20 protein-coding genes are annotated in these 26342 nt (G+C 67.3%); 6 read left to right on the forward strand and 14 right to left on the reverse strand.

Annotation, left to right across the window (positions count from 1 at the left end; genetic code table 11):
- The first annotated feature begins 6 nt into the window (after window positions 1–6).
- The 3 genes from ACEN9G_RS25605 to ACEN9G_RS25615 all read left to right on the forward strand — a co-directional run bounded on the left by ACEN9G_RS25605 (window position 7) and on the right by ACEN9G_RS25615 (window position 4539).
- Window positions 7–2238: a glycoside hydrolase family 3 N-terminal domain-containing protein gene (locus tag ACEN9G_RS25605; RefSeq protein ID WP_413338360.1), complete on the forward strand. Its 2232-nt coding sequence runs from the start codon at window positions 7–9 to the stop codon at window positions 2236–2238.
- A gap of 185 nt (window positions 2239–2423) precedes the next feature.
- Window positions 2424–3956, forward strand: a complete 1533-nt coding sequence (locus ACEN9G_RS25610; RefSeq protein ID WP_413338358.1) for a sensor domain-containing diguanylate cyclase — start codon at window positions 2424–2426, stop codon at window positions 3954–3956.
- A gap of 16 nt (window positions 3957–3972) precedes the next feature.
- A complete protein-coding gene (locus ACEN9G_RS25615) occupies window positions 3973–4539 on the forward strand; it encodes a nitroreductase family protein (protein ID WP_413338356.1) in 567 nt (188 codons plus the stop codon).
- 3 nt (window positions 4540–4542) lie between these two features.
- On the opposite strand, the gene ACEN9G_RS25620 is transcribed toward ACEN9G_RS25615, so the two are convergent.
- The 7 genes from ACEN9G_RS25620 to ACEN9G_RS25650 form a co-directional block, all read right to left on the reverse strand.
- Window positions 4543–5289, reverse strand: coding sequence for a peptidylprolyl isomerase (locus tag ACEN9G_RS25620; protein ID WP_413338354.1), 747 nt, complete (start codon window positions 5287–5289; stop codon window positions 4543–4545).
- Between the two features lie 9 nt (window positions 5290–5298).
- On the reverse strand, window positions 5299–5982 hold the full coding sequence (gene narI, locus ACEN9G_RS25625; protein ID WP_413338352.1) for a respiratory nitrate reductase subunit gamma: 684 nt from the start codon (window positions 5980–5982) through the stop codon (window positions 5299–5301).
- Complete coding sequence (gene narJ / locus ACEN9G_RS25630) at window positions 5979–6638, reverse strand: nitrate reductase molybdenum cofactor assembly chaperone (protein WP_413338350.1); 660 nt, start codon at window positions 6636–6638, stop codon at window positions 5979–5981. Before narJ ends, narI begins: the two co-directional genes overlap by 4 nt.
- Window position 6639: 1 nt before the next feature.
- The gene (narH, locus tag ACEN9G_RS25635; protein ID WP_413338348.1) at window positions 6640–8196 is read right to left on the reverse strand and encodes a nitrate reductase subunit beta; all 1557 of its coding nucleotides are present in this window, start codon (window positions 8194–8196) and stop codon (window positions 6640–6642) included.
- A 20-nt stretch (window positions 8197–8216) separates the two neighbouring features.
- Window positions 8217–12026, reverse strand: a complete 3810-nt coding sequence (locus ACEN9G_RS25640) for a nitrate reductase subunit alpha (protein ID WP_413338346.1) — start codon at window positions 12024–12026, stop codon at window positions 8217–8219.
- A 146-nt stretch (window positions 12027–12172) separates the two neighbouring features.
- The gene (locus ACEN9G_RS25645; RefSeq protein ID WP_413338344.1) at window positions 12173–13537 is read right to left on the reverse strand and encodes a NarK family nitrate/nitrite MFS transporter; all 1365 of its coding nucleotides are present in this window, start codon (window positions 13535–13537) and stop codon (window positions 12173–12175) included.
- A 28-nt stretch (window positions 13538–13565) separates the two neighbouring features.
- Window positions 13566–14825: an MFS transporter gene (locus tag ACEN9G_RS25650; protein WP_413338342.1), complete on the reverse strand. Its 1260-nt coding sequence runs from the start codon at window positions 14823–14825 to the stop codon at window positions 13566–13568.
- 185 nt (window positions 14826–15010) lie between these two features.
- Here ACEN9G_RS25650 and ACEN9G_RS25655 point away from each other — a divergent pair, with 185 nt between their 5' ends.
- Window positions 15011–17326 (forward strand): response regulator, encoded by a 2316-nt coding sequence (locus tag ACEN9G_RS25655; protein WP_483127160.1) that lies wholly within the window; start codon window positions 15011–15013, stop codon window positions 17324–17326.
- On the opposite strand, the gene ACEN9G_RS25660 is transcribed toward ACEN9G_RS25655, so the two are convergent.
- Genes ACEN9G_RS25660 through moaA form a run of 4 tightly spaced genes read right to left on the reverse strand, consistent with a single transcriptional unit; the run spans window position 17327 to window position 21198 of the window.
- Window positions 17327–18025, reverse strand: coding sequence for a response regulator (locus ACEN9G_RS25660; RefSeq protein ID WP_413343862.1), 699 nt, complete (start codon window positions 18023–18025; stop codon window positions 17327–17329).
- 17 nt (window positions 18026–18042) lie between these two features.
- Window positions 18043–19995, reverse strand: coding sequence for a type IV pili methyl-accepting chemotaxis transducer N-terminal domain-containing protein (locus ACEN9G_RS25665; RefSeq protein WP_483127161.1), 1953 nt, complete (start codon window positions 19993–19995; stop codon window positions 18043–18045).
- Window positions 19992–20222, reverse strand: a complete 231-nt coding sequence (locus tag ACEN9G_RS25670; protein WP_495605468.1) for a carbonic anhydrase — start codon at window positions 20220–20222, stop codon at window positions 19992–19994. The genes ACEN9G_RS25665 and ACEN9G_RS25670 overlap by 4 nt, the downstream gene beginning before the upstream one ends.
- A 1-nt stretch (window position 20223) precedes the next feature.
- Window positions 20224–21198, reverse strand: coding sequence for a GTP 3',8-cyclase MoaA (moaA, locus tag ACEN9G_RS25675; RefSeq protein WP_413343868.1), 975 nt, complete (start codon window positions 21196–21198; stop codon window positions 20224–20226).
- A 170-nt stretch (window positions 21199–21368) separates the two neighbouring features.
- On the opposite strand from moaA, the gene ACEN9G_RS25680 reads away from it, so the two are divergent.
- A complete protein-coding gene (locus tag ACEN9G_RS25680) occupies window positions 21369–22919 on the forward strand; it encodes a methyl-accepting chemotaxis protein (protein WP_483127162.1) in 1551 nt (516 codons plus the stop codon).
- A 117-nt stretch (window positions 22920–23036) separates the two neighbouring features.
- Window positions 23037–23264, forward strand: coding sequence for a hypothetical protein (locus ACEN9G_RS25685; RefSeq protein ID WP_413346684.1), 228 nt, complete (start codon window positions 23037–23039; stop codon window positions 23262–23264).
- A gap of 35 nt (window positions 23265–23299) precedes the next feature.
- Here the strand turns inward: ACEN9G_RS25685 and ACEN9G_RS25690 are convergent, their stop codons facing one another.
- The 3 genes from ACEN9G_RS25690 to ACEN9G_RS25700 all read right to left on the reverse strand — a co-directional run bounded on the left by ACEN9G_RS25690 (window position 23300) and on the right by ACEN9G_RS25700 (window position 26305).
- Window positions 23300–23512, reverse strand: a complete 213-nt coding sequence (locus ACEN9G_RS25690) for a hypothetical protein (RefSeq protein ID WP_483127163.1) — start codon at window positions 23510–23512, stop codon at window positions 23300–23302.
- Window positions 23505–23753, reverse strand: coding sequence for a heavy-metal-associated domain-containing protein (locus tag ACEN9G_RS25695; protein ID WP_056125087.1), 249 nt, complete (start codon window positions 23751–23753; stop codon window positions 23505–23507). Before ACEN9G_RS25695 ends, ACEN9G_RS25690 begins: the two co-directional genes overlap by 8 nt.
- A gap of 89 nt (window positions 23754–23842) precedes the next feature.
- Window positions 23843–26305 (reverse strand): adenosylcobalamin-dependent ribonucleoside-diphosphate reductase, encoded by a 2463-nt coding sequence (locus ACEN9G_RS25700; RefSeq protein ID WP_413344547.1) that lies wholly within the window; start codon window positions 26303–26305, stop codon window positions 23843–23845.
- Window positions 26306–26342: the final 37 nt, after the last annotated feature.

Genomic DNA, 26342 nt, shown 5'->3' on the forward strand with positions numbered 1-26342 from the left:
GACGACATGGAGAAAAAACGTTTTGCGCGCACGGTCATCGCCTGTGCGCTGATGGCGCTCGCGGGCGCGGCGCAGGCCGATGTGGGCCAGCGCGTGGAAGCGCTGCTGCGGCAGATGACGCTGGACGAAAAGGTCGGCCAGCTGAACCAATTGTCGGGCAAGGACTTCAGCACGGGTCCGGGCTCCGACAAAGTGCGCGACATCGAGCGCGACATCCGCGAAGGCAAAATCGGCTCCTTGCTGAACATCCGCGGCGCGGCCGAGACGCGCCGGGTGCAGGCGCTGGCGCTGCAGTCGCGCCTGCACATTCCGCTGCTGTTCGGGCTCGACGTCATCCATGGCTACCGCACCGTGTTCCCCGTGCCGCTGGGTGAAGCGGCGTCGTGGGATCTCGAGGCGATCGAGGAATCGGCCCGCATCGCCGCGCGCGAAGCCTCCGCGGCCGGCGTCCACTGGACGTTCGCGCCGATGGTCGACATCGGCCGCGATCCGCGCTGGGGCAGGGTGATGGAAGGCGCGGGCGAAGATCCCTACCTCGGATCGCGCATCGCCGCGGCCCGCGTGCGCGGCTTCCAGGGCACGAAGCTGGGCGGGCTCGAATCCGTGATGGCCACCGCCAAGCACTTCGCCGGCTACGGCGCCGCGATCGCGGGCCGCGATTACAACGCCGTCGACATGAGCGAGCACCAGCTGTACGAAACCTATCTGCCGCCGTTCAAGGCCGCGGCGGATGCGGGCGTGGCCACGTTCATGAACTCGTTCAACACGCTGAACGGGATCCCGGCCACCGGCAACGCGATGCTGCAGCGGGATATCCTCAATGGCCGCTGGGGTTTCAAGGGCTTCGTCGTCAGCGACTGGGGCTCGGTGCGCGAGATGGTCGTCCACGGCTATGCGAACGACTTGCCGGATGCGGCCGCGAAGGCCATCACCGCGGGCAGCGACATGGACATGGAAAGCGGTGCGTACGCGTCGTCGCTCGCGAAGCTCGTGCGCAGCGGACGGGTAGATGTGGCGCTCGTCGACGATGCCGTGCGGCGCGTGCTGACGAAGAAGTTCGAGCTGGGCCTGTTCGACGATCCATACCGCTTTTCCGATCCCGCGCGCGAGAAGGCGGCGCTGGCGGATCCGCGCCATCGCGCGGCTGCGCGCCGGATCGCCGCGGAATCGATGGTGCTGCTGAAGAACGATGGCGGCGCGCTGCCGCTGCGCAAAGGCGCGCGCTCGATCGCCGTGATCGGCCCGCTCGCCGACGCCCGCCGCGACCTCGAAGGCGGCTGGATCGTGGATTCCAATGCGGCCACGATGGCGAGCCTCGTCGACGCCGTGCGCACGCACGCGGGACCGGGCACACGCGTCGCGTACGCGGCCGGCTGCGACGTCGCCTGCCGCGGCACCGACGGCTTCGCGGCTGCGCTCGACGTCGCGCGCGCGGCCGACGTCGTCGTGCTGGCCGTCGGCGAAAGCTGGGACATGTCGGGCGAGGCGAAATCGCGCGCCGATATCGGCCTGCCGGGCCGCCAGGCGGAACTGTTCGACGCGCTGAAGGCGATCGGCAAGACGCCCGTCGTCGTGATCATGGCCGGGCGCCCGCTGATCTTCGAGAACGTCGCGGAAGGGGCGAACGCCATCCTGTATGCGTGGCACCCGGGCAGCGAAGGCGGTAATGCGATCGCGGACGTGCTGTTCGGCGCGGTGAACCCGTCGGCGAAACTCCCGATGACCTTCCCGCGCAACATGGGGCAGATCCCGATCGGCTACCAGCAATACCAGACGGGCCGCCCCGTGCTGGACAACGGAAACAGCGTCTACCGGTCCGCCTACATCGATTCGCCGAACACGCCGCGCTACGCGTTCGGGCATGGCCTGAGCTATACGACGTTCGCGTACGGCGACCTGCGTCTCTCCAGCACGCGGATGGCGCCGGACGGGAAGATCAGCCTCCAGTTCACGCTGACGAATAGCGGACGCGTGGCCGGCGCCGAGGTCGTGCAGCTGTACCTGCGCGACCCCGTGGCGTCCGTCGTGCGGCCGGTGAAGGAACTGAAGGGTTTTCAACGTATTGTGTTGAAACCGGGCGAGCATCGCACCGTCAGCTTCACGATCGACCGCGACACCTTGTCGTTCTTCGACCGCAAGCTGGCGTGGGGTGCGGAACCGGGAACGTTCGAGCTGATGGTCGGCAGCGCATCGGACGACATCCGGCTGCGCCAGGCCATCGAGCTGACGGGGCCGTGACGGTCCCGGTCCTGTAATGACGCGGGAGCGGCGCACAATGTAACGGCGGGTCACATTCGTTGTTGCGCGGATACATAAGCTGCCGGTATTGCATGGTATGACGACCCGCCGCCCGGGCGATCGCATACACTCGCCTGTTTGTCGAATCGTCGGGGTGGGTGTTGTTTCGCAAGGGAGCCAATGCGTTGTTGCAGTCGCAAGCCGGACAGGCGGCGCAGGATCGTGTCGACGCGCTGGACGCCGGCCGCCGGCCGCTGAAGGTCGTCACGATCGCGCTGATCGTCATGGCGTGCCTCACGTCCGCCGCCGTCATGGCGTGGAGCGGCTATCACTCGCGCGCGCTGGAATTGTCCGGCGCGTCCATCTCCGCATCCAACACCGCGCACACGCTCGCCAACCAGGCGAATTCGTCGTTCAAGATGGCGGACACGGTGCTCGTGTCGCTCGTCGACAAGGTCGAAGTGGAAGGATGGTCGGCCGCGAACATGGCGCGCCTGCGCGCGCTGATGATGAAGCACATGGCGGACATGCCGGCGCTGCAGGGCCTGTTCATCTACGACGAGAACGGCCGCTGGATCGTGAATTCCGCCGGCACGCGATTCGATGGCCGCAACAACAGCGACCGCGCCTACTTCCAGTACCACAAGCAGCACCCGGGGCAGGGCGTGCACGTCGGCGGCCCGATCGTCGGCCGCACCAGCGGCGCCTGGATCATTCCCGTGTCGCGCCGCATCGACCATCCCGACGGCAGCTTCGCGGGCGTGGCGCTGGCGACGTTCAAGATCGACTTCTTCCGCAAGGTCTATGAAGGCCTCGACATCGGCAGCGACGGCCGCATCCTGATGACGCTGGACGATGGCACCCTGTTGCTGCGCGTGCCGTTCGACACGGCCAGTATCGGACGTGACACGCGCAAGGCCCCCGTCTTCCGTCTGCGCGGACGCGACGCCGACATCGACGGCGAGACGTTCATCCATACCGAGTCGCGCGTCGGCGATTATCCGGCCCGGATCACGGTGCTGCGTTCGAAGGACGTGGCGCTGCGGCCCTGGCTGCACAGCGCGATCCTGTCGTACCTGGCGCTGTTCGTGCTGATCGCCGGCCTGCTGCTGCTCGGGCGGCGCGCCGTGCGCCAGATCGGGCTGCGCGACCAGCTGCAGCGCGACTTGCTGACGACGAAGGCGCTGCTCGAGACGGCGAATGCGTCGCTGTCGGCGATGGCCTATGTCGACGGCCTGACGGAGCTGTTCAACCGGCGCTACTACGAGCAGGCCTGGGAGCGCGAGCACCGGCGCGCGTTCCGCAACCGGGCGTCGCTCGCGGTGCTGATGATCGACGTCGACCACTTCAAGCGCTACAACGACCGCTACGGCCACCTGGCGGGCGACGAATGCCTCAAGGCCGTCGCGCAGGCGATGCTGCGCGGCCTGCGGCGCAGCGGCGACCTGGCCGCGCGCTATGGCGGGGAAGAGTTCGTCGTGCTGCTGCCCGAAACCGACCTGGCCGGGGCGCGCGAAGTCGCCGAAAAAATCCATGCCAGCGTGGCAGCCCACGCGCTGCGCCACGAGGCATCGCCGCTGGGCCTCGTCACCGTCAGCATCGGCGCGTACGCCGCCGTGCCGGAGCAGGCGGACGACCCCGATCGCGCGTTCGGCGCGCACGCGGACGCGGCCCTGTACCGGGCGAAGGAAGCAGGGCGCAACCGTACCGCGACCTGACCCTATAATGGGCTCCATGAACTCGGATTTGTGGAATACGCTGGCGGCGCGCCGCCATGTGGCCCTGCGCCGCCTGCAGGCGCCGGGTCCGGACGATGCCGCGCTCGCGCGGATGATGGACGCGGCCGCGCAGGCACCCGATCACGGCTGCCTGCTGCCCTGGCGCTTCGTGCTGATCCCGCCGGAGCGGCGCGCCGATCTCGGCGCCGTGTTCGAGGAGGCGCTTGCGCAGCGCAATCCCACGGCCGACGATACAGCGCGGGCGTCCGCGCGCGCGAAAGCCTTCCACGCACCGTGCCTGCTCGTGGCGGTCCTCGTCGACGCGCCCGGCACCGCCATCCCGGTCGAGGAAAAACTGGTCTCCCTGGGCTGCGCGCTGCAGAACGTGCTGCTCGCGGCGCGGGCGCTGGGCTTTGCCAGCGGTCTCGCGAGCGGCGGGGCGCTCGACATGCCCGCCATGCGCCGCCTGCTGGCGCTCGACGCGCACGAGCGCGCGGTCTGCTTCATCGGCATCGGCACGGGCGAGCCCAAAAAAACGCCCCGGGTGCGTCCGCAGCCGGGGCAGTTCTTCAAAACCTTGTAGGCGTTATTGCACGAGCGGCGTCGCGCTCCCTTCCAGCGTGATGCCCTCGATGCGCGCGCGGCCCACGAGGATCTGCAGATACTGGTGGATGCCCCGCTGCAGCGCGGCCGTCGCGAGCATTGCTGCGATCTGCGATTTTACCGTCTCGAACGGCAGCAGCGAGCCGTCGATGCGGCGCAGCACCTGGACGATGTGCAGGCCGAAGCGCGTCTCGATGGGGCGCGCGGCCAACTCGTTTTCCCCGAGGCGGAACAGCACGTCGTCGAATTCCGGCACGCAGTCGCCGCGGCTCAGCTGGCCGAGGCTGCCGCCCACGGCGCCGGACGGGCAGTTCGAATACTGCGCCGCCAGTTCGCCGAAGCGGTCCGGCGCGGCCCGCAGCGCCGCCAGGATGTCCTCCGCCGTTTCGCGCACGAGGTCCAGCGGCACGGTCGGCGTCACCTGGAACAGGATGTGGCGCGCTTCGACCATCGCGCCGCGGGTGAACCGGTCCGGATGGTTCCGGTAGTACGTGCGGCACGCCGCCTCGTCGGCCTGCGGCACGCTGACCTCCTGCGTCAGCAGCGCCTCGACGCGTGCGTCGTCGTCCATGCCGGCAATCCCGAGGCGGTCCGCTTCCTGCAGCAGCACGGTGCGCAGCACGACTTCGTGCACCGATACCTTCAGCGGGTTGGGGGCGTCCTTGTGGTGCGGCAGTTCCAGTTCGATCTGGCGGTCGTCGATCTCGACGCCGTTGACGGAGATACCCATGATGACTCCTTAGCGCGGACGGACCAGCTGGAAGGCACGGCCCAGGTAAGTCACCGCGCCGAAACCGCTCCAGATGTGGACGAGGCGGGTGAACGGGAAGATGACGAACAGCGACATCCCCATGAACAGGTGCAGCTTGAACACGAGCGGCGCATCAAGGATGAAACCGGCGGCGTCGCCGCGGAACGTCACGATGTGCTGGGCCCAGGTCATCAACAGGACCATCATGTGGCCGTCCAGGTGGCCGGCGGAGACTCCAATCGACGACAGGCCGAGGAGCAGGGTGCCGAGGATCCACAGCAGCACGATCTTGTCCTTGAACGTGGTGGCGGCGCGCAGGCGCTCGTTGCCGAGGCGGCGGGCGAGCAGCAGCAGGATGCCGACCAGGCACAGGGTACCCATCACGCCGCCTGCGGCCATCGCGAACAGCTGCTTGGCGCCGTGCGTGACGCCGAGCGTATCCCACACCCACACGGGTGTCAGCAGGCCGACGGCGTGGCCGCCCAGCAGGCCGATGATCCCGATGTGGAACAGGATGCTGCCCAGGCGCAGCTGGCCCTTGTGCAGCACTTGCGTGGATTCGGAACGCCACGTGTATTGCTCGCGGTCGAAGCGGATCAGGCTCCCGAGCAGGAAGATCGCCAGGGCGATGTACGGGTAGATCCCGAACAGGAATTGATTTATATAGTTCATGCTACCTCCTCCTGATGCACGGCAGGACGCGTGCCGGGCGGGTAAAAATTGATCGGTTGCGGGCCGGACGCTTGCGGCTTGAGCAGGGGCTCGACGCCGTCCGCGCCGGGGCCGAAGGTTTCCAGCGCCTCGTCCATGTCCTTGATCGGCGGCTCGGACAGTTCTTCCGCCGCGACCGGGGACAAGCCTTCCAGCACGTCGAACACGCTGGCATACGGGCTGCCGTTCGCGGCCAGCTTGCGGCCGATGAAGGCCAGCACGTGGACCGCGTCGCCCAGCAGGCGGCCGGCTTCCTCTTCGTCCAGCTGCGACAGGAACTCGAGGAACAGCGGCACGAAGTCCGGCAGCTCGTCGCCCTGCATTTCCAGGCCGTGCTTCTTGTACTCTTCCATCAGGTCGACCATGGCCTGGCCGCGGTCGCGCGATTCGCCGTGGATGTGCTCGAACAAATGCAGCGAGTGCGACGGCGTGCGGTCGAACGTCTGCACGTATTCCTGCTGCAGCGTGATCATGTCGTTTTCGGCCAGGTGCGCCAGCAGCGGCGCCACCCGGGCGCGCATTGGCAGCGGCAGGCCGTCTTCCAGCTCGGGCAGGGCGGCGACGAGGTCGCCCTCCGGGTACAGCAGCAGCGCGGACAGGATGCGGTAGTGGTTCATGTCAGGCTCCTTCCGTTTCTTTGTTCTTGCGCGATTTCGGCATCGAGACGAAGATCGTCGATCCCTGCTTCTTCTTGCCGAACAGCGAGGCGTCGCTGGTGCCGTCCGAGCAGCCGTTACCGAACGAGAAGCCGCACGAACCTTTTTCGTTGAAGCTGTCCTCGGCCATCTCCTTGTGGCTGCTCGGGATCACGAAGCGGTCTTCGTAGTTCGCGATGGCCATGATGTGGTACATGTCTTCCACGACCGCCTGCGACAGGCCCACCTGGCGCAGCACGTCGAGGTTCTCGACCTTGTCGACCGACTTCGAACGCATGTAGGCACGCATCGCCAGCATGCGGTCCAGCGCGTGCACGACCGGCGCTTCCTTGCCCGCGGTGAGCAGGTTGGCGAGGTAGCGCACGGGGATGCGCAGGCTCTTCGTGTCCGGCAGGATGCCGTTCATGCCCATCTTGCCGCTTTCGGCCGCGGCCTGGATCGGCGACAGCGGCGGGATGTACCACACCATCGGGAGCGTCCGGTATTCCGGGTGCAGCGGGAAGGCGATCTTCCACTCGACGGCCATCTTGTAGACGGGCGAACGCTTGGCGGATTCCAGCCACGAGTCCGGGATGCCCTGGCGGCGCGCTTCCGCGATCACGTCGGGATCGTGCGGATCGAGGAACAGGCCGAGCTGCGCTTCGTACAGGTCCTGCTCGTCGGCGACGGAGGCCGCGGCTTCGATCTTGTCGGCGTCGTACAGCAGCACGCCCAGGTAGCGGATGCGGCCCACGCAGGTTTCCGAGCACACGGTCGGCTGGCCGGCTTCGATGCGCGGGTAGCAGAACGTGCACTTCTCGGCCTTGCCGGACGACCAGTTGTAGTAGATCTTCTTGTACGGGCAGCCCGAGATGCACATGCGCCAGCCGCGGCACTTGTCCTGGTCGATCAGCACGATGCCGTCGTCCTCGCGCTTGTACACGGAGCCGGACGGGCACGATGCCACGCAGGTCGGGTTCAGGCAGTGCTCGCACAGGCGCGGCAGGTACATCATGAAGGTGTTCTCGAAGGTCGAGTACATCTCCTTCTGCACGTTGTCGAACAGCTTGTCCTTGCTGCGCTTGGCGAATTCGCCGCCCAGGTCATCTTCCCAGTTCGGCCCCCATTCGATCTTGTCCATCTTCTTGCCGGTCAGGACGGAGATCGGACGGGCGGTCGGCGGTGTCTCGGACAGCGGCGCGTTCTGCAGGCGCTCGTAGTCGTACGTGAACGGCTCGTAATACTCGTCGATCTGCGGCAGGTTCGGGTTGGCGAAGATGTTCGCGAGGATCTTCAGGCGGCTGCCCTGGCGCGGTTCGATCCTGCCGTCCGCCTTGCGTCTCCAGCCGCCGTTCCACTTGTCCTGGTTTTCCCATTCCTTCGGGTAGCCGATGCCGGGCTTCGTCTCGACGTTGTTGAACCAGGCGTATTCCACGCCGTCGCGGCTCGTCCAGACGTTCTTGCAGGTCACCGAGCAGGTGTGGCAGCCGATGCATTTGTCCAGGTTCAGCACCATGCCGATTTGTGCTCTGATTTTCATGTCTTTACCTCGTTATCTGTTCAAGCACCCTTCGGGCTGGCGGCGCGTGCCAGCGCGGGTTCGCGGTCTTCCGTCTCGTGCTTCGGCGTTCCTGCCGGCCGTGCCGGGGCGGGGCGGGTGGCCTGCTGGTCGCCGTTCGGACGCGATTCGTCGCGGGCGCCTTCCATCCAGTTCACGTCGCGCATCTTGCGGACCACCACGAATTCGTCGCGGTTGGAGCCTACCGTGCCGTAGTAGTTGAAGCCATACGACAGCTGGGCGTAGCCGCCGATCATGTGGGTCGGCTTGGTCACCGTGCGCGTCACCGAGTTGTGGATGCCGCCGCGCTTCTTCGACATTTCCGCACCGGGCACGTTCACGATCTTTTCCTGGGCGTGGTACATGAGCGTCATGCCTTCGGGGACGCGCTGGCTCACGACGGCGCGGGCCGTCAGGGTGCCGTTCACGTTGAACACCTCGATCCAGTCGTTGTCCACGATACCCGCCGCTTTCGCATCGATCTCGGACAGCCACACGTGCGGGCCGCCGCGCGACAGCGTGAGCATGCGCAGGTTGTCGGAGTAGGTCGAGTGGATGCCCCATTTCTGGTGCGGCGTGATCCAGTTCAGCGCCAGTTCCTTGTTCCCGTTCGGACGGCGGTTCATGATCGCTTCCGTGGTCTTGGTGTTGATCGCGGCCTTGTACACGCACAGTCCCTCGCCGAAGTCGCGCATCCAGACGTGGTCCTGGTAGAACTGCTGGCGGCCCGTCAGCGTGCGCCAGGGGATCAGTTCATGGACGTTCGTGTAGCCGGCGTTGTAGCTGACTTCCTCGCTTTCCAGGCCCGACCACGTCGGCGACGAGATGATCTTCCTCGGCTGCGCCTGCACGTCGCGGAAGCGGATGCTGTCATGCTCGCGCGGGATCGCCAAATGCGTGTGGTCGCGGCCCGTGATCTTCGACAGCGCTTCCCACGCTTTCACCGCCACGTGGCCGTTCGTTTCCGGCGCCAGCGTGAGGATCATCTCGGCGGCGTCGATCGCCGTGTCCAGGCGCGGCTGGCCTTTCGACACGCCTTCTTCCAGCACGGTGCGGTTGATGCCGCGCAGGACGTCCACTTCATGGGCCGTCTTCCAGTCGATGCCCTTGCCGCCGTTGCCCACTTTTTCCAGCAGGGGGCCGATCGACGTGAACTTCTTATGGATGTCGCGGTAGTTGCGTTCCACGACCGTCATCGACGGCATCGTCTTGCCCGGGACCGGCTCGCACTCGCCGAGGCGCCAGTCCTTCGGATCGAACGGCTGGCCGAGTTCGCCCGGGGTGTCGTGCAGCAGCGGCGTGAGGATCAGGTCCTTGCGCGTGCCCAGGTGGGCGCCGCCGATCTCCGACAGCTTGGCCGCGATGCCCTTGTAGATTTCCCAGTCCGACTTCGCTTCCCACAGCGGCTGCACGGCTTCGGACAGCGGGTGGATGAACGGGTGCATGTCCGACGTGTTCAGGTCGTCCTTTTCGTACCAGGTCGCCGTCGGCAGCACGATGTCGCCGTACAGGCACGTCGTCGACATGCGGAAGTCCAGCACCACGAGCAGGTCCAGCTTGCCCTCGGCGGCCGGGCGCACCTTCACGTCGCGCGGCTTGACGCAGGCGTCTTCGTCGCTCATCAGCGCGTTCTGGGTGCCCAGCAGGTATTTCAGGAAGTACTCGTGGCCCTTGCCCGAGCTGCCCAGGATGTTGGAACGCCACACGAACATATTGCGCGGGAAGTTCGCGGGATTGTCCGGATCGTCGCACGAGAAATTCAGCTTGCCGGCCTTGATCTGCTCGACCGCGTACTTCGCCGGGTCCTGGCCCGCCGCTTCGGCGGCGCGCACGACGTCCAGCGGATTCGTCTCCAGCTGCGGGGCCGACGGCAGCCAGCCCATGCGCTCGGCCTTGGCGTTGAAGTCGATCAGCGCCATCTCTTCCAGCTTGCCGTCCGCCGTCGGGCACAGGATCTCGGACGTGTGCAGCTTTTCGTGGCGCCACTGGCTCGTGTGGGCATAGAAGAACGACGTGCCGTTCATCTGGCGCATCGGGCGGTTCCAGTCCAGCGCGAAGGCGAGCGGGGTCCAGCCGGTCTGCGGGCGCAGCTTTTCCTGGCCCACGTAGTGCGCCCAGCCGCCGCCGCTCTGGCCCACGCAGCCGCACATCATGAGGATGTTGATGATGCCGCGGTACGTCATGTCCATGTGGTACCAGTGGTTCAGCGCCGCGCCGACGATCACCATCGACTTGCCGCGGGTGCGGTCGGCGTTGTCGGCGAATTCGCGCGCCACGGTCACGACATCCGCGGCCTTCACGCCAGTGTGCTTCACCTGCCATGCGGGCGTGTACGGGACGTCGTCGTCGTAGCTCTTCGCCGCGTTCGGGCAGATCCCGCGGTCGACGCCGTAGTTCGCCATCGACAGGTCGTACACGGTGGTGACGAGCGCGGTGGTGCCGTCGGCCAGCGTGATCGACTTCACGGGGACGTTGCGTAGCAGGAGGTCCTCCGCGTCCTTGCCGCCGAAGTAGGGGAAACCCACCGGGACGATACGGTCATGGTCGTCCAGCAGCGACAGCTGCGGATCGATCGGATTGCGGGTCGCGCCTTCCTTCTGTTCGAGGTTCCACTTGCCCGACTCGCCCCAGCGGAAGCCGATCGAGCCGCTCGGCGCGACGATCTTGCCGGTCGCCTGGTCGATGACGAGGGTCTTCCATTCCGGGTTGTTCGATTCGTCCAGGTTGTTCGCGAGGTGCGAGGCGCGCAGGAAGTAGTCGGGGACCAGCGTGCCGTCGCGCTCCTTCAGCATGACGAGCATCGGGAAATCGGTGTACTGCTTGGCGTAGTCGCGGAAGTAGGCGGATTTGCCGGTGGCGTGGAATTCCTTCAGGATCACGTGGCCCATGGCCATGGCCAGTGCGGCGTCGGTGCCCTGCTTGGGCGCGAGCCAGATGTCGCCGAACTTGGCCATCTCGCCGAAGTCGGACGATACGGCGACGGTCTTCGTGCCCTTGTAGCGCACTTCGGTGTAGAAGTGGGCGTCCGGCGTGCGGGTCATCGGAACGTTCGAACCCCATACCATCAGGTACGTGGAGTTGTACCAGTCGGCCGATTCCGGCACGTCGGTCTGCTCGCCCCACACCTGCGGGCTCGAAGGCGGCAGGTCGCAATACCAGTCGTAGAAGCTCATGGCGACGCCGCCGATGAGGCTCAGGTAGCGGGTGCCGGCGGCATAGCTGACCATCGACATGGCGGGGATCGGCGAGAAGCCGATGATGCGGTCCGGGCCGTATTTGCCGATGGTGTAGGCGTTGGCGGCGGCGATGATCTCGTTGACCTCGTCCCACTTGGCGCGCACGAAGCCGCCCTGGCCGCGTACTGTTTTATAGCTGGCGGCCTTCTGCGGATCGTTGGTGATGTAGTCCCAGGCCGCGACCGGATCGCGGGTGGCGCGCGCTTCGCGCCACAACTGCATCAGGCGGCCGCGCACCATCGGGTGCTTGACGCGCTGCGCCGAGTAGACGTACCACGAGTAGCTGGCGCCGCGCGGGCAACCGCGGGGTTCATGGTTCGGCAGGTCCGGGCGGGTGCGCGGGTAGTCGGTCTGCTGGGTCTCCCAGGTGATCAGGCCGTTCTTGACGTAGACCTTCCAGCTGCACGAGCCCGTGCAGTTCACGCCATGCGTCGAGCGCACGATCTTGTCGTGCTGCCAGCGCTGGCGGTAGGCCTTTTCCCAGGTGCGGTCTTCGTTGACGACGGCCCCGTGGCCATTCGAAAACGTCTCGCTCGGTTTGCCGAAAAACTTCAGGCGGTCCAAAAAGTGACTCATGGTTTCTCCAACGGCGCGCCGGGGCGCGCTCTCGATATTCGATGTTGTGCAGCTGTGTTCAGTCTACGGAGCGGACCGGCTGTGCGGTATTCGCAAGAAGTCGGTCCGGCCATGGATTAGGGAGTAGGCGATCTACTCCTTTATGACTAGCAAGTGATCTCGGCACCCTTGCGGGCATAGAACCACCAGGTGACGGCGATGCAGGTGACGTAGAAGCCGATGAAGCACCACAGCGCGGCGTCGGCGCTGCCCGTCAGGGCGATCGAGGTGCCGTAGCTCTTCGGGATGAAGAAGGCGCCGTAGGCGGCGATGGCCGAGGTGAAGCCGAGAACGGCGGCCGCTTCCTTGTTGGCGCTGGCGACGGCTTGCGCTTGTGCGCCTTCCGACTGGCCCCTGGCGGCGCGCTGGTGCAGGGTCAGGAAGATCACGGGGATCATGCGGAAGGTCGATGCGTTACCGACGCCGGTGCAGGCGAACAGCACGAGGAACATGCCGAAGAAACCCGCGAAGCTCCCTGCGTGCAGGAAGTGCAGCACGCCCAGCACTGCCAGGATCATGCAGACGAACGTCCACACGGTGACGCGGGCGCCGCCCAGCTTGTCGGCGATGAAGCCGCCGGCCACGCGGGCCAGGGCGCTGACGAGGGGACCGACGAACGCGTACTGCAGCGGGTTCACTTGCGGGAACAGGGTGCTGGTCAGCAGCGGGAAGGCGGCCGAATAGCCGATGAACGAACCGAAGGTGCCCACATACAGCCAGCACATGAGCCAGTTGTGCTTGCGCTTGAAGATCACGGCCTGTTCGGCGAACGACGCCTTGGCCGACGCGAGGTCGTTCATGCCGAACCAGGCGGCCAGCGTGCTGACGATGATGAACGGCACCCACACGAAGCCCGCGTTCTGCAGCCACATCTGCTTGGTGGCCGCGGCCTTGGTCCACGTTTGCGCTTCGCCGCCGAACAGGGCGAACGTGATCACGAGCGGGACGACGAACTGCACGGCGGAGACGCCGAGGTTGCCGAGGCCCGCGTTCATGCCGAGGGCGTAGCCCTTCTGCGCTTTCGGGTAGAAGAAGCTGATGTTGGCCATGGACGACGCGAAGTTGCCGCCGCCGAAGCCGCACAGCAGCGACAGCACGAGCATGGTCGGGTAGCTGGTGTTCGGGTCCTGCACGGCGTAGCCGATGCCGAGGGCGGGGATCAGCAGCGACGCGGTGGAGATGGCGGTCCATTTGCGGCCGCCGAAGATCGGCACCATGAACGAATAAAAGATGCGCAAGGTGGCGCCCGAGAGGCCCGGCACGGCGGCGAGCCAGAACAGCTGGTTGGTGCTGTACTTGAAGCCGATGGCCGGCAGGTTGACGACGACGACGCTCCACACCATCCAGATCGCGAACGCCAGCATCAGCGCGGGGATCGAGATCCAGAGGTTGCGGCTGGCCGTGGGCTTGCCGCGGCTGTGCCAGAAGGCGGGAACCTCGGGTTCCCAGGTCGAGATGAGGTAACGACTCACGATGTTCTCCTGTGATTTAATAAGTGAATCAGGCAGCCTTGCGCAGCGGCGTGACCGGCGCGGCGACAGGGGCTTTGGTTTGCGGTTTGAACGAGAAATGCATCCAGACGAGCGACACGCACACGGTCCCGTACAGCAGCATGAAGGAGCTGGAGCGGATGCCGGTGAGGTCGACGATGGCGCCGAACATGATCGGCAGGATGAAGCCACCGAGGCCGCCGGCCAGGCCGACGACGCCCGAGACGGCGCCGATGTTGTCGCTGAAATCGTCGGCGATGAAGCGGAACACGGACGCTTTGCCGATGGCCATCGCCACGCCGACGACGAACAGCAGCAGGGTGAAGATCACGGGGCCGAGGCCGATGTGCAGGTCCATCCCGCCGGAAACCGTCTTGACGCTCATCGTGGTCTGCGGATACGACAGGATGAAGAAGCACACCCAGCACACCCACATCACGTACCAGGTCACCTTGTAGGCGCCGAACTTGTCGGAGATCCAGCCGCCCAGCGCGCGCAGCACCCCGCCCGGCAGCGAGAAGCACGCGGCCAGCAGGGCGGCTTCCTTGAGGCCGAAGCCGTATTCGCCCACGTAGTATTTGGTCATCCACAGCGCCAGCGCCACGTAGCCGCCGAATACGACGGAGTAGTACTGGCAGTAGCGCCACACGCGCGGATCCTTCAGCACGCGCATCTGCGCGGCGAAGCTCTCGCCGGACGCGGATTTGTGCGACGGGTCGGAATAGGTGCCGAACCAGAACAGCAGGGCGGTGGCGACCATCGCGGCGGCGTACACCTTGGGCAGCGCCTGCCAGCCGAGGGCGGCGATGATGGCGGGCGCCACGAACTTGGTCAGCGCGGAACCGGAGTTGCCGGCGCCGAACACGCCCATCGCGAGGCCGCGGCGCTCCTTGCCGAACCAGCGCGCCACGTACGGCGTGCCGACCGAGAACGAGCCGCCGGCCAGGCCGACGAAGAGCCCCAGCACGAGGAAGTGCCAGTAGGCGGTGGCATGGCTGATCATCCAGATCGGCAGCGCGCAGGCCAGCATCAGCGTGAAGAACACGATGCGGCCGCCGTAGCGGTCGGTCCAGATGCCGAGGGGGACGCGCACGAGGGCGCCGCTCAGCACGGGCGTGGCGACGAGCAGGCCGAATTCCGTTTCGTTCAGGCCGAGTTTCGTCTTGATGGGGATGCCCAGCACCGCGAACATCATCCAGATCGCGAAGCAGATCGTGAATGCGAAGGTACTGCTGACCAGGACCGCGAGGGGCCGTCTGTCGGTGCTCATTCTTGTTCTCCCGATAAAAGCATGTGGTGATGCCGGAAGCGTACGTGGCGGGGCCCAGCCCAACCATTGGCCGGAGGGGTGTGCGCGGCAGCGCAATGGAGCTAGGCGGCCTAGTCATAAAGGTGTAGGTCCGTGTACGATGGCGCTTATTGCCCCTATCGCGCCCCAGTCGCACGGAACCGCCCATGCCGCACACACTCAGCCCCGAACAGCTCAGCAACATCATCGACATCGCCGAAAACGCCGTGATCTGCACGGACGAGCGCCAGAAGATCATCCTGTTCAACAAGGGGGCGGAACGGGTGTTCGGCTGGACCGCCGCGGAGGTGACGGGCCAGGACCTGGCGATGCTGATGCCGCCGCGCTTCCGTCCCGGCCATGCGGAGCGGGTGGCCGGCTTCCAGCACGGGGAGCGCACGGCCCGGCGCATGGGCGAGCGGGGCACCATCCACGCGGTGCGCAAGGACGGCAGCGAATTCCCGGCCGAGGCGACGATCTCGAAATCGGCGGCGGGCGGGCGCGTGATCCTCACGGCGATCCTGCAGGACATTTCGGAGCGCAAGGCCTACGAGCGCGAACTGGAATTGGCGCGCGACAGCGCCGAAGCGGCGATGCAGGCCAAGAGCATGTTCCTGGCCAATATGAGCCACGAGATCCGCACGCCGCTGAACGCCGTCATCGGCATGACGAGCCTCCTGCTGCACACGGACATCGACGACGAACAGCGCGACTACACGGAGACGATCCGTTCCAGCAGCGAGGCGCTGCTGGCCATCATCAACGACCTGCTCGATTATTCGAAGCTGGAAGTGGGGCGCCTCGACCTCGAGCGCCACGCGTTCGAAGTGCGCCGCTGCGTCGAGGAAGCGCTCGACCTGCTCGCGCCCAGCGCCAGCGACAAGAACCTGGACCTCGCGTACATGATCGAACCGGGCGTGCCCGCGACGATCCTTGCGGACGCCACGCGCCTGCGCCAGATCCTCGTGAACCTGCTGTCGAACGCGATCAAGTTCACGCACCACGGCGAGGTCGTCGTCAGCGTGTCGGGCGAGCCGCGCGAGGAGGGCGGCTACCGCCTCGTGTTCGCCGTGCGCGACACGGGCATCGGCATTCCGCCGCACCGCCTCGGCGACATCTTCCACTCGTTCACCCAGGTCGATGCCTCGACCACGCGCAAATACGGCGGCACGGGCCTGGGCCTGACGATCAGCCGGCGCCTCGCGGAGATGATGGGCGGCGGGCTCACGGTGGACAGCGAACCGGGACGCGGCTCGACGTTCAGCGCGGCCATCGTCGCCGACGCGTTCGACGACCAGCTGGCCGAACACGTGCTGCGCGACCGCGCGGCCACGGTGCGCGGACGCCGCATCCTGATCGTGGACGACAACGCGACCAACCGCCGTATCCTGATGAAGCAGGCGCTGTTGTGGGGCATGTCGCCGCTGGCGGCGGCATCGGCGGTCGAAGCGCTGGACCTCGTGCGCGACGGCCACCCGTTCGACGTCGCCGTGCTGGACATGCAGATGCCCGACATGGACGGCGCGCGCCTCGCGGCCGAGCTGCGCAAGCACCGCGACCGCGCCGCGCTGCCGCTCGTGCTGCTGACCTCCGTCGGCCAGCGCCAGGCAGGTGCCGAAGGAGAAGCCGTGCGCGAGTTCTCTGCGTGGCTGAGCAAGCCGATCAAGCCGGCCGCGCTGCTGGAAGCGCTGCAGCAGGTGCTGGGCGAGCGCCAGGCCGCGGCGCGGCCGGCGCCGGTGCCGGCCCGGGAAGAGACGGATCTCGCGATCCTCGTCGCCGAGGACAACACGATCAACCAGAAGGTGATCCGGCAACTGCTGCGCCACCTGGGCTACCGCGCGGACGTCGTCGGCAACGGTCTCGAAGCCGTGGCGGCGCTGGAGCGCCAGGATTACCCGGTGATCCTGATGGACATGCAGATGCCGGAAATGGACGGCCTGGAAGCGACGCGCCGCCTGCGCGAGCGCTTCCGCGGGGCCAACGCGCCGTACATCATCGCGATGACGGCCAACGCCATGCCGGGCGACCGCGAACGCTGCCTGGACGCCGGCATGGACGACTACGTGCCGAAGCCGATCGAGATGGACGTGCTGGACAAGGCGCTGGCCGCCGCGCGCGGCCACGTGGCGGCGCGCCGCGCAGGAGACTCCGTGCTGGACCCGGCCCGCATCGAGCAGCTGCGCACCATCGACGACGATACGTCACTGCTGGAGGACGTCGTGAATGCGTTCGTGGGCGAGGTGCCGCAACTGCTGCACAAGCTGGAACACGCCGTGCGCGAGCACGACGGGCAGCTGCTGGCGGCGACCGCGCACTACCTGTTGTCGAGCATCGATTTCGTGGGCGCGAACCGGATGCGGGTGCCGTGCACGAACCTCGAGCTGATTGGGAAGGCGGAGAACTTCGAGGATGCGGGGGAGCAGATGGCGCTGCTCACCGCCGCGTATGAGGACGCGAAAGAGGCGTTGCTCGCGCTGCGCTGATCAACCCTGCCGATCCGGCCCGCTGCCGAGCCCCTGCTCGACGGCGAACACCGCCGCCTGCACGCGGCTCGACAGGCCGAGCTTCTTGAGGATGTTCTGCACGTGGATCTTGACCGTACTCTCGGCCAGGTCGAGCACGCGCGCGATCAGCTTGTTGCTTTCGCCGCGGGCCAGGCACGCGAGGATCTCGCGTTCGCGCGGCGTCAGCCTGTCCAGTTCCGACGGCGGCGCGGCCGGCTTGGGTTCGCGCTGTTTCTGCAGCTGGGCCACGAGCTTGGCGGCCATCGATTCGGCCAGGACTGATTCGCCGCCGGCCGCGCGTTCGATGGCGCGCTGCAGGTAGTCGGCGTCGATGTTCTTGATCAAATAGCCCCGCGCGCCCGCATGCAGGGCGGTGGCCAGGTCTTCGCCTTCCTCGGACACGGTCAGCATGATGACCGCCGCCTCGGGCCAGCCCTGCAGGATCAGTTCCAGCGTCTCCACGCCGGTCATGCCGGGCATGTGCAGGTCGAGCAGGATCACGTCGGGTTTCAGTTGCATCGCCCGCTTCACGCCGTCGATGCCGTCGGATGCCTCGCCGACGACGGTGAAGCGCGGATTGCGCTGCAACAGCGAACGTACGCCGCTGCGGAACAACGTGTGATCGTCGACCAGCAGCACGCTGATCGGCTCGCGGGTGTCTTGCCCGATGTCTTCCATCCGAAACTCCATTCGATTCAAGCGGCCCGCCGGTGCGCGCTCGCGACGTGCAGGCGGACGGTGGTGCCGGCGCCGTTCCCGGATTCGATGGCCAGGTCGGCGTTGATATGCCGGGCCCGTTCGCGCATGATGTGCAACCCCACGTGGCTGTCGCCGGATGCGGGCACGGCGACGGAATCGAACCCGACACCATTATCGCTGATCGATAGCGAAAAGTCTTGACCGTCGCGGACCTGCACGAGCACCTTGTCGGCATGCGCGTGTTTACGGATGTTCGACAGCGCTTCCTGCACGATGAACAGGAGCTGCAGCTGCTCCTCGCGCGGGAACGGCAGGCCGCCGCCCCCTTCGGCCTTGAAGCTGGCCTCCACGCCCGTCTGGTCGCGGAACTTGCGCACGGCCTTGCGCAGCGCGCTGTTGAGGTCATCCTCTTCCAGCCGGCTGCGGAAATTCTGCAACAGTTCGCGCACGTCCTCGTAGCTTTCCTTGACGCCCGCACGCAGCAGCGGCACGATCGCGGCCGCATCCTGCTGCTGCCCGTCGTGCAGCGACTGTTCCAGCATCTGCACCTGCAGGTTCAGGAAGTTCAGGCCCTGGGCGATGCTGTCGTGCAGGCCGCGCGCCACCATGTTGCGCTCTTCCGAGATGGCCATTTCGCGCTCGCGCGCCGCGAGCCGCATGTTCTCGACGGCGGTGCCCAGCAGCCGGCCCAGCGTTTCCAGCAGGGCGGTCTCGCGCTCGTTGAACGATGTCTCGGTACGGAAATGCAGGCTGAATACGCCGAGGTGCTGGTCCTGGGCGAAAATCTGGAATACCGACACCGTCGCGAACCCCTCGCGCGCGCAGCGCGACACGTCGGGGCCGGGCACGGCGCGCAGCAGCCTCACGACGGGGTGCCTGCCCTGCGCCGCCTCGCCGCACAGGCAGTCGCCGACCGGCATGCAGCGTTCGGCCTTGACCATCTCGTCGGACAGGCCGGCCTGCACGATGAGGTGCACCTTGTCCGCGTTGGCGTCGATGAGCCGCACCGATCCGCCGTCCGCGCCGAAGTAGCGCATGATGCGCTCGACGAAGCCTTCGCACATCGGCTCCAGCGTCTGGCGCACCTGCAGGAACGCGGCGCTGTCGTACAGCAGCGCCAGTTCGCGGTTCTGGCCTTCCAGCGCGGCCGTCTTGTCGCGTACCTTGTCTTCCAGGCTCGCGTAGACCTGTTCCAGGCGGTCGGCCATCCGGTTGAAACCCGTCGCGAGCTGGCCGAATTCGTCCTGGCTCGCCACGTCGAGGCGGACGCCGAAATCCGTGTCGGCCATGCTGCGCATTCCGGCATGCAGGCGCTCGACCGGGTCGACGATGAGGCTGAACATCAGGTACACGAGGACGACGGTCCCGCCCATCGCCAGCGCCATCAGCGCCAGCTGCGAGCAGCGCAGCCAGAACGTGCGCACCTCGTTGTCCCGTTCGATCAGGCCCACGATGGCGTCGATCTGGGCGACGTAGCCATCGACCCGGCCGAGGAAGTCGCGCAGCGGGGGCAGGCGCTCGTCGCCCCGCGCCTGCAGCACCTGCAGCGCGAGCGGCCGCAGTTCGCGCTGCCAGCGCAGCGTGGCCATGGAAAAGCTGTCGCGGATGGCGGCCGTCGGCGGCAGGCCGAGGGGCCGCTGCGGGTCGCCGCGGTCGATCAGCGCCAGCGTCGCATCGATGGACGCGATCTGCGCCCGCGCGTCGCGCGCGTAGCCGCCGCCGGGCATGTGCACCTCGCGGCCGAGCAGCATCGCGAGCCGGTATTCCTGCTTGCGCACGCCGCCCGTTTCGTTGATGGCGGCCGCCGAGCCTTCCAGCTGCCACGACAGCCACAACGTCGTGCCGATGGCGGTCAGCGCCAGCAGCAGGAAACCGATCAGGGCACCGGCGATGCGGGTCGACAGGCGCAGGTGGCCCGGGATCGGCGGATAATCGGGCGTCGTCGTCATGCCGCGGCGTCCAGCGGCTGGACGAGGTTCGCGATGTTGCGGACGACGAAGATGTCGCCCGGGGCGCAGCCCGTCAGCAGGGCGGGGCCCACGCGCGCATCGCAGCAGCCGATGACGAGCGTGGACGGATGCTGTCCGTCGCGCAGCGAGGCGCGCACGACCGGCTCGCTCATGAAGCGCTGCTGGAAGCGGGAAAAGCCGCGGATGAAGCGTTCGATGTCCTGCATCTCAGCCTCCCGTCTGCGACATGAAGCGGACGATTTTCTCGGGCCGCGCGGTGAAGTCGTGCCGGTGGGGTTTCAGTTCGATGGCGTGGCGGATCGCAGCGTCGAGCTCCGCGTCGCTGGCTCCAGCGCGCAGCAGCGGACGGAATTCGAATTTCTCTTCCTGGCCCAGGCACAGGTACAGGGTGCCGTCCACCGCCAGGCGCACGCGGTTGCAGGTGGCGCAGAAATGCTGCGACATCGGCGTGATGAAGCCGATGCTGCTCCTGCCGTCGCGCGTGGCGAGGTAGCGCGCCGGACCGCCGCCCAGTTCCAGCGCCTGCGGCACCAGGTCGAATCGTTGCTGCAGGCGTTCGCGCACGGGCTGCAGGTCCATGTAGGCGGCGTTCTGTCCGGTCTCTCCCATCGGCATCACCTCGATCAGGCGCAGCACGAAGCCGTGGCCGATGCAGAACTCGGCCATGCGCTCGATCTCGCCGTCGTTCACGCCGCGCATCGCGACCATGTTGATCTTGATGGGATCGAACCCGGCCTCCTTGCCGGCCATGATGCCGTCCAGGATGCGCGCGTGGCTGTCGCGGCCCGTGATCGATTCCATGCATCGCCGGTCCAGCGTGTCGAGGCTGACGTTGATGCGTGCGACGCCGGCCTTGCGCAGCGCCTCGGCGTGGCGGCGCAGGGTCGTGGCATTGGTCGACAGCGACAGGTCGTCCACGCCGGGGATGGCGGCGATACGGCCGGCCAGGTCGGTGACATGGCGGCGCAGCAGCGGCTCGCCGCCCGTCAGGCGGATGCGGCGCGTGCCGAGGCGGGCGAACGCGCGCAGCAGGCGTTCGATCTCGTCGAACGTGAGCCAGTCCTCCGGTTCCTCGAACCCCTTGAAACCCGTCGGCATGCAATACGTGCAACGCAGGTCGCAGCGGTCCGTCACGGACAGGCGCAGGTATTCGATCGTTCGGCCGTAGCGGTCGCGCAACATCGCGGTTCTCCAAAGGGTTGATGGTGAAGATTGTAGAGACCGCGCGCCACTCTGGCAGTCGGCATGACGGATGACGGGAGCTAGTTCTTTCGGCGTATGTCAGGCCACGCGGCCTGCCGCTAGACTCAGTTTCCTATTGGCAAGAAAGTGTCGAAACGAAAGGAATTCATATGGCAATGTCAAATTTCAGGATCGGCACGCGCCTTGCCGCCGGCTTCGGCCTCGTGCTGGTGCTGCTCGCGCTTGTGGTCGCGGTCGGGCTGCAGCGCTTCCACGATGTCGGCCAGGCGACGGCGGCCCTGATCGACGACGACTGGGCCAAGGCGGAAGCCGCCGCCACCATCGACACGATGACGCGGGCGAACGCGCGCCGCACGCTGGAACTGTTCATCGCGCCGGACGACGGCTACCGCACCCGGGTGCGCGAGAAGATCGCATCGAACCGGCACGAGATCGACGGCGCGCTGGCCACGTTGCGCCGCCTGGTCGCCAGCGACGAAGGCAAGGCCGTGCTGGCCCGCGTGGCCGAGCGGCGCGAGGCGTACGTGGCCTCGTTCACGCAGGTGAACGCCCTCGTCGACGCGGGCAAGCGCGACGAGGCGCAGCAACTGGTGCTGGCGGAAACCCTGCCGCGCCTGGACGTGTTGCAGCAGGCCGTGCACGATCTCAACGTCCTGCAGAAGGGGCGCGCGGTCGATGCGGGCAAGGCCGTGCAGGACCGGATCGCGTCGGGCCGGGTGCTGATGCTGGCGCTGGGCGCCGCCGCGCTGGCCGTCGGCCTCGCGTTCGCCGTCCGCCTCGCGCGTTCGATCGTGCTGCCGCTGCGCAGCGCCGTCGCGGTGGCGCAGCGCGTGGCCGGCGGGGATCTCACCAGCCGGATCGAGGCGGGTTCGAAGGACGAAGTCGGCGAGCTGCTCGGTGCGCTGGCGGCGATGAACGCGAGCCTCGGCACGATGGTCGGCGAAGTGCGGCGCGGGACCGAGACGATCGCCACGGCGTCCTCGCAGATCGCGAGCGGCAACATGGACTTGTCGGCGCGCACCGAGATGCAGGCCAGCGCGCTGCAGCAGAGCGCCTCGTCGATGGAGGAACTGACGGGCACCGTGCAGCAGAACGCGGACAATGCGCGCGCAGCGAACGCGCTGGCGGCGGCCACGGCGACGATCACGGCCGAGGGCAGCGACGCCGTCGCGCGCGTGGCGGCCACGATGGACGAGATCAGCGACGGCGCGCGCCGCATCGCGGACATCACGGGCATCATCGATGGCATCGCGTTCCAGACCAATATCCTCGCGCTCAACGCCGCGGTGGAAGCCGCGCGCGCCGGCGAACAGGGCAAGGGATTCGCGGTCGTCGCCACCGAGGTGCGCAACCTGGCGCAGCGGTCGGCCGCCGCGGCGCGCGAAATCCGGCACCTCATCGACGATTCGACCACGAAGATCGCGGGCGGTACGGCGCTCACCGGCCGCGCGGCCGACACCATGCAGCGCGTGCTGGCCAGCGTGCGCCAGGTGACAGGCATCATGGCCGAGATCACGGCGGCCAGCGACGAGCAGCGCATCGGCATCGAACAGGTCAACCAGGCCGTGGGCCAGATGGACAGCGTGACGCAGCAGAACGCGGCGCTCGTCGAGCAGGCGGCCGGCGCGGCGCAGGCCCTGCAGGAGCGGGCGCATACGCTGAACGACACGATCCGCATGTTCAGGCTGGAAACGGCTTGAAGCGCCTGGCGCCGCCAACTCGACGGCGCCGGTGGCACCAGCCAGATTTTCGGGAATCAAGACAGGACGGCCTTGGACTATGTCGTATCTATCCCGAATCGAATGCCAGGAGGTTGAATGAAGCGCCTTGTCGTCCTTGCCGGCATCCTCGCACTTGCGCCTCTGGGCGCGTTCGCGAGCGATCCGGCATTGTTCCAGCTGTCCGTGAAGGATGTCCCAGTGGACTTCATTCCGACCCGTATTGCGGGCGAGGAGTCCGAGCGCTACACGGTAACGTTTCCCCAGATTGCGCCTGAACCTGGAAAAGGTTTCACGATGGCGCAATGCGAGTTGCTGCGGTACTGACAAGCGCCTCGCTTCAGCGCGTCCGCAGGGCGCTCCTAATGATCGTCACGACGCATCAGCGCATCGATGCCGGCCACCGTGCCGGCCATCGCCAGCGCCGCGACGCCGGCGCCGGCCCACGTGGCGATGCGGTCGCCGGCCGCCCACTCCTGCCACGCCAGCACGGCGGGCATCAGCAGCATCGGCGCCGTCATGGCGGTGGCGAGCCAGGCGTGGCGGCGCACGCCGCCGGACAGGCTCTCAGCCACCGCAGCACCCGCCGCAGCAACCGCCGCTCTTTTCCTTGCGCGCTTCGCCGTAACCGGCGCCCAGCAGCGCCGCGGTGATGTCCTGCGTCGACGTGGCGTCCTCGTCGAACTCCACGTGCATCTCGCGGCCGCCCGGTTCGAGGTCGATGCCGCGCACGCCGGGCAGGGTGCACAGGGCGCTCGTGAGGCGTTCGATGTCGGCGAAGGCGAGAGGGGCCGAGAACTGGAAATCGTGTTGCATGATGCTCCTTTTGCGTTGGGTCGTTGGTACACCGTCAGGGTAGGGCGGCCCGCCGCCCTTGTCCTTGAACCGGTTTCAGGTTTTACGAATCAGGCGCAGCCGCCCAGGTAGTGGCACGATGTGCAGCGCGTGCAGCCGTCGACCTTGCGCAACGTCCGCGCGCCGCATTCCGGGCACTTGGCGCCCGTCTCTTCGACCGCCGCGATGTTTGGTGCCGGCACCTCGTCCGGCGTGCCGCGCCGTGCCAGCAGGCGGTCCAGCGCGTCGGCGGGCACCTGGTTGCCGTGGGCGTCCAGGAAACCGCGCCGGATCAGGATCCGCTGCAGCATGAAGGCGATGGCCGCAACTTCCGAGTCGTGGTACATCGGCACCTGCACGCCGTCCGCCCGCGTCAGGTGGCCGCAGCGCACCGGCCCCTTTTCCCACACGACGGCGCGCATGTCGGCGAGCGCCTTGGCGATGGAGCTGCCGGCGCGCGCGGCCAGCGACAGCAGGCGCATCGTGGACGTGATCCACTGGTGGCCGTCGCTGCGCTGGTTCGCGGGCATGAAGAACTCGAACGGGCGCTCGATGGCGAGGTCGCGCCCGTTCAGCCGTCCTTCCACGCGCATGAAGCTGATGGTCAGATAGACCGTCTTCTTGCCTTCCTGGGTCGTGTATTCGACCTTCGAGGTGACCGATTCCAGTTCCCCGGCCGGGCGGCTCTCGAAACGGCGGCGCAGCGGATCCAAGTGGTACGGCACGCCGGCGTCCGGTGCTTCGGCGACAGGCGGCGCGACACTCAACACGCTGCCCGTGACGGCGTTGGGCCGGTACGTGGCGAGGCCCTTCAGCCCCGCGCGCCACGCCTCCGTGTACAAATCCTTGAAGTCGTCGAACGGGTAGTCGGCGGGCACGTTGACGGTCTTCGAGATCGCGCCGTCCACGTACGGCTGCACGGCCGCCATCATGCCGAGGTGGTCCTGCGCCGACATCTCCAGCGCCGTCACGAACTGCGCCGGCAGTTCGGCTACGTCGTGGCCGAGGTGGCGGTACAGGCGCCACGCGTGGTCGGCCACCTCGTAGATGCGCGTGCTGTCGTCCGGCATGCGCTTCTTGCGCTGGTACACCCACGAAAACGCGGGTTCGATGCCGTTCGACGCGTTGTCCGCGAACGCGAGGGCGATGGTGCCCGTGGGCGCGATCGACATCAGGTGGGAGTTGCGGATGCCGTGGCGGGCGATCGCTTCGCGCAGCTCGTCCGGCAGGCGCCGCGCGAACGCGCCGTCCAGGTAGCGTTCCGCGTCGAACAGCGGGAATGCGCCTTTTTCGCGCGCCAGCGCCACCGATGCATCGTAGGCGGCGTCCCGAAGTGCGCGTGTGACGTCGGCGGCGAACGCGCGGCCCTCGTCGGCGTCGTAGCGCAGGCCCAGCATGACGAGCGCGCTGCCCAGGCCGAGGAAGCCGATGCCGATGCGGCGCTTGTTGCGGCCTTCCGCCGCCTGCTGCGGCAGCGGCCATTCGGTGGCGTCGAGCGCGAGGTCGAGCATGCGCACGCCGACGGCCGTCACGTCGCGGAACGTGTCGAGGTCGAAGCGCGCCTCCGGCGTGAACGGCTGGCGCACGAACTTCGTCAGGTCGAGCGAGCCCAGGTCGCAACAGCCGTACGGCGGCAGCGGCTGCTCCCCGCACGGGTTCGTGGCCGCCAGCGTCTCGGCGTAGTACAGGTTGTTCTCGCCGTTGATCCGGTCCAGGAACAGCACGCCCGGCTCCGCGTGGTCGTAGGTGGAGCCGATCACCTTGTCCCACAGGTCGCGCGCCCGCACCGTGCGGTACACCCAGCGGCCATCCGGGCGCAGGTATGCGCCGTTCGCCCGGTCGTCCGGCCCCGGTTCGGCCGCATGCGTCAGCTCGACGGCGGCATCGTCGAGCACGGCGCGCATGAAGACGTCCGTGACGCCGACGGACAGGTTGAAATTGCTGAACGCGCCGCCGTCCTTGGCGGCGACGAACGCCTCGATGTCGGGATGGTCGATCCGCAGGACGCCCATCTGGGCGCCGCGGCGGGCGCCGGCCGATTCGACCGTGCGGCACGACGCGTCGAACACGGCCATGTACGACACGGGGCCGGACGCGCGCGAAGCCGTGCCTTTCACGAGACTGCCGGCGGGGCGGATCGCGGAAAAGTCGTAGCCGACGCCGCCGCCGCGGCGCATCGTTTCCGCGCTTTCCGCCACGGCGCCGTAGATGCCGGGGATCGCGCCGTCGCGGCCGCTGATCGCGTCGCCGACCGGCTGCACGAAGCAGTTCATCAGGGTGGCCTTCAGGCCGATGCCGGCCGCCGAGTTGATGCGGCCGGCGGGCACGAAGCCGTGGTCCTGCGCCCACAGGAAGCGCTGCTCCATCTCCAGGCGCAGCGGTTCGGGTTCGTGTGCGGCCAGCGCGCGGGCCACGCGGGCGCGCACTTCCGCGACGGTCGTCTCGTCGCCTTTCGCGTATTTCTCCTGCAGTACGTCGGCCGACACGTCCTGCGTCGGCATGGATGCGGCAAAGAGGGATTCGTTGGCGTTCATGTGATCCTCGGTGATAGTCAGGCGACCACTATCCCCG

The sequence above is a fragment of the Massilia sp. Masssp94 genome, from assembly GCF_059491305.1.

Excerpts from the sequence above, each read along its gene's own strand:
- ACEN9G_RS25605 (WP_413338360.1), top strand. The coding sequence starts at position 7 with ATGGAGAAAAAACGTTTTGCGCGCACGGTCATCGCCTGTGCGCTGATG.
- ACEN9G_RS25615 (WP_413338356.1), top strand. The coding sequence starts at position 3,973 with ATGAACTCGGATTTGTGGAATACGCTGGCGGCGCGCCGCCATGTGGCC.
- ACEN9G_RS25620 (WP_413338354.1), bottom strand. The coding sequence starts at position 5,289 with ATGGGTATCTCCGTCAACGGCGTCGAGATCGACGACCGCCAGATCGAA.
- narI (WP_413338352.1), bottom strand. The coding sequence starts at position 5,982 with ATGAACTATATAAATCAATTCCTGTTCGGGATCTACCCGTACATCGCC.
- narJ (WP_413338350.1), bottom strand. The coding sequence starts at position 6,638 with ATGAACCACTACCGCATCCTGTCCGCGCTGCTGCTGTACCCGGAGGGC.
- narH (WP_413338348.1), bottom strand. The coding sequence starts at position 8,196 with ATGAAAATCAGAGCACAAATCGGCATGGTGCTGAACCTGGACAAATGC.
- ACEN9G_RS25640 (WP_413338346.1), bottom strand. The coding sequence starts at position 12,026 with ATGAGTCACTTTTTGGACCGCCTGAAGTTTTTCGGCAAACCGAGCGAG.
- ACEN9G_RS25650 (WP_413338342.1), bottom strand. The coding sequence starts at position 14,825 with ATGAGCACCGACAGACGGCCCCTCGCGGTCCTGGTCAGCAGTACCTTC.
- ACEN9G_RS25655 (WP_483127160.1), top strand. The coding sequence starts at position 15,011 with ATGCCGCACACACTCAGCCCCGAACAGCTCAGCAACATCATCGACATC.
- ACEN9G_RS25660 (WP_413343862.1), bottom strand. The coding sequence starts at position 18,025 with ATGGAAGACATCGGGCAAGACACCCGCGAGCCGATCAGCGTGCTGCTG.
- ACEN9G_RS25665 (WP_483127161.1), bottom strand. The coding sequence starts at position 19,995 with ATGACGACGACGCCCGATTATCCGCCGATCCCGGGCCACCTGCGCCTG.
- ACEN9G_RS25670 (WP_495605468.1), bottom strand. The coding sequence starts at position 20,222 with ATGCAGGACATCGAACGCTTCATCCGCGGCTTTTCCCGCTTCCAGCAG.
- moaA (WP_413343868.1), bottom strand. The coding sequence starts at position 21,198 with ATGTTGCGCGACCGCTACGGCCGAACGATCGAATACCTGCGCCTGTCC.
- ACEN9G_RS25680 (WP_483127162.1), top strand. The coding sequence starts at position 21,369 with ATGGCAATGTCAAATTTCAGGATCGGCACGCGCCTTGCCGCCGGCTTC.
- ACEN9G_RS25685 (WP_413346684.1), top strand. The coding sequence starts at position 23,037 with ATGAAGCGCCTTGTCGTCCTTGCCGGCATCCTCGCACTTGCGCCTCTG.
- ACEN9G_RS25695 (WP_056125087.1), bottom strand. The coding sequence starts at position 23,753 with ATGCAACACGATTTCCAGTTCTCGGCCCCTCTCGCCTTCGCCGACATC.
- ACEN9G_RS25700 (WP_413344547.1), bottom strand. The coding sequence starts at position 26,305 with ATGAACGCCAACGAATCCCTCTTTGCCGCATCCATGCCGACGCAGGAC.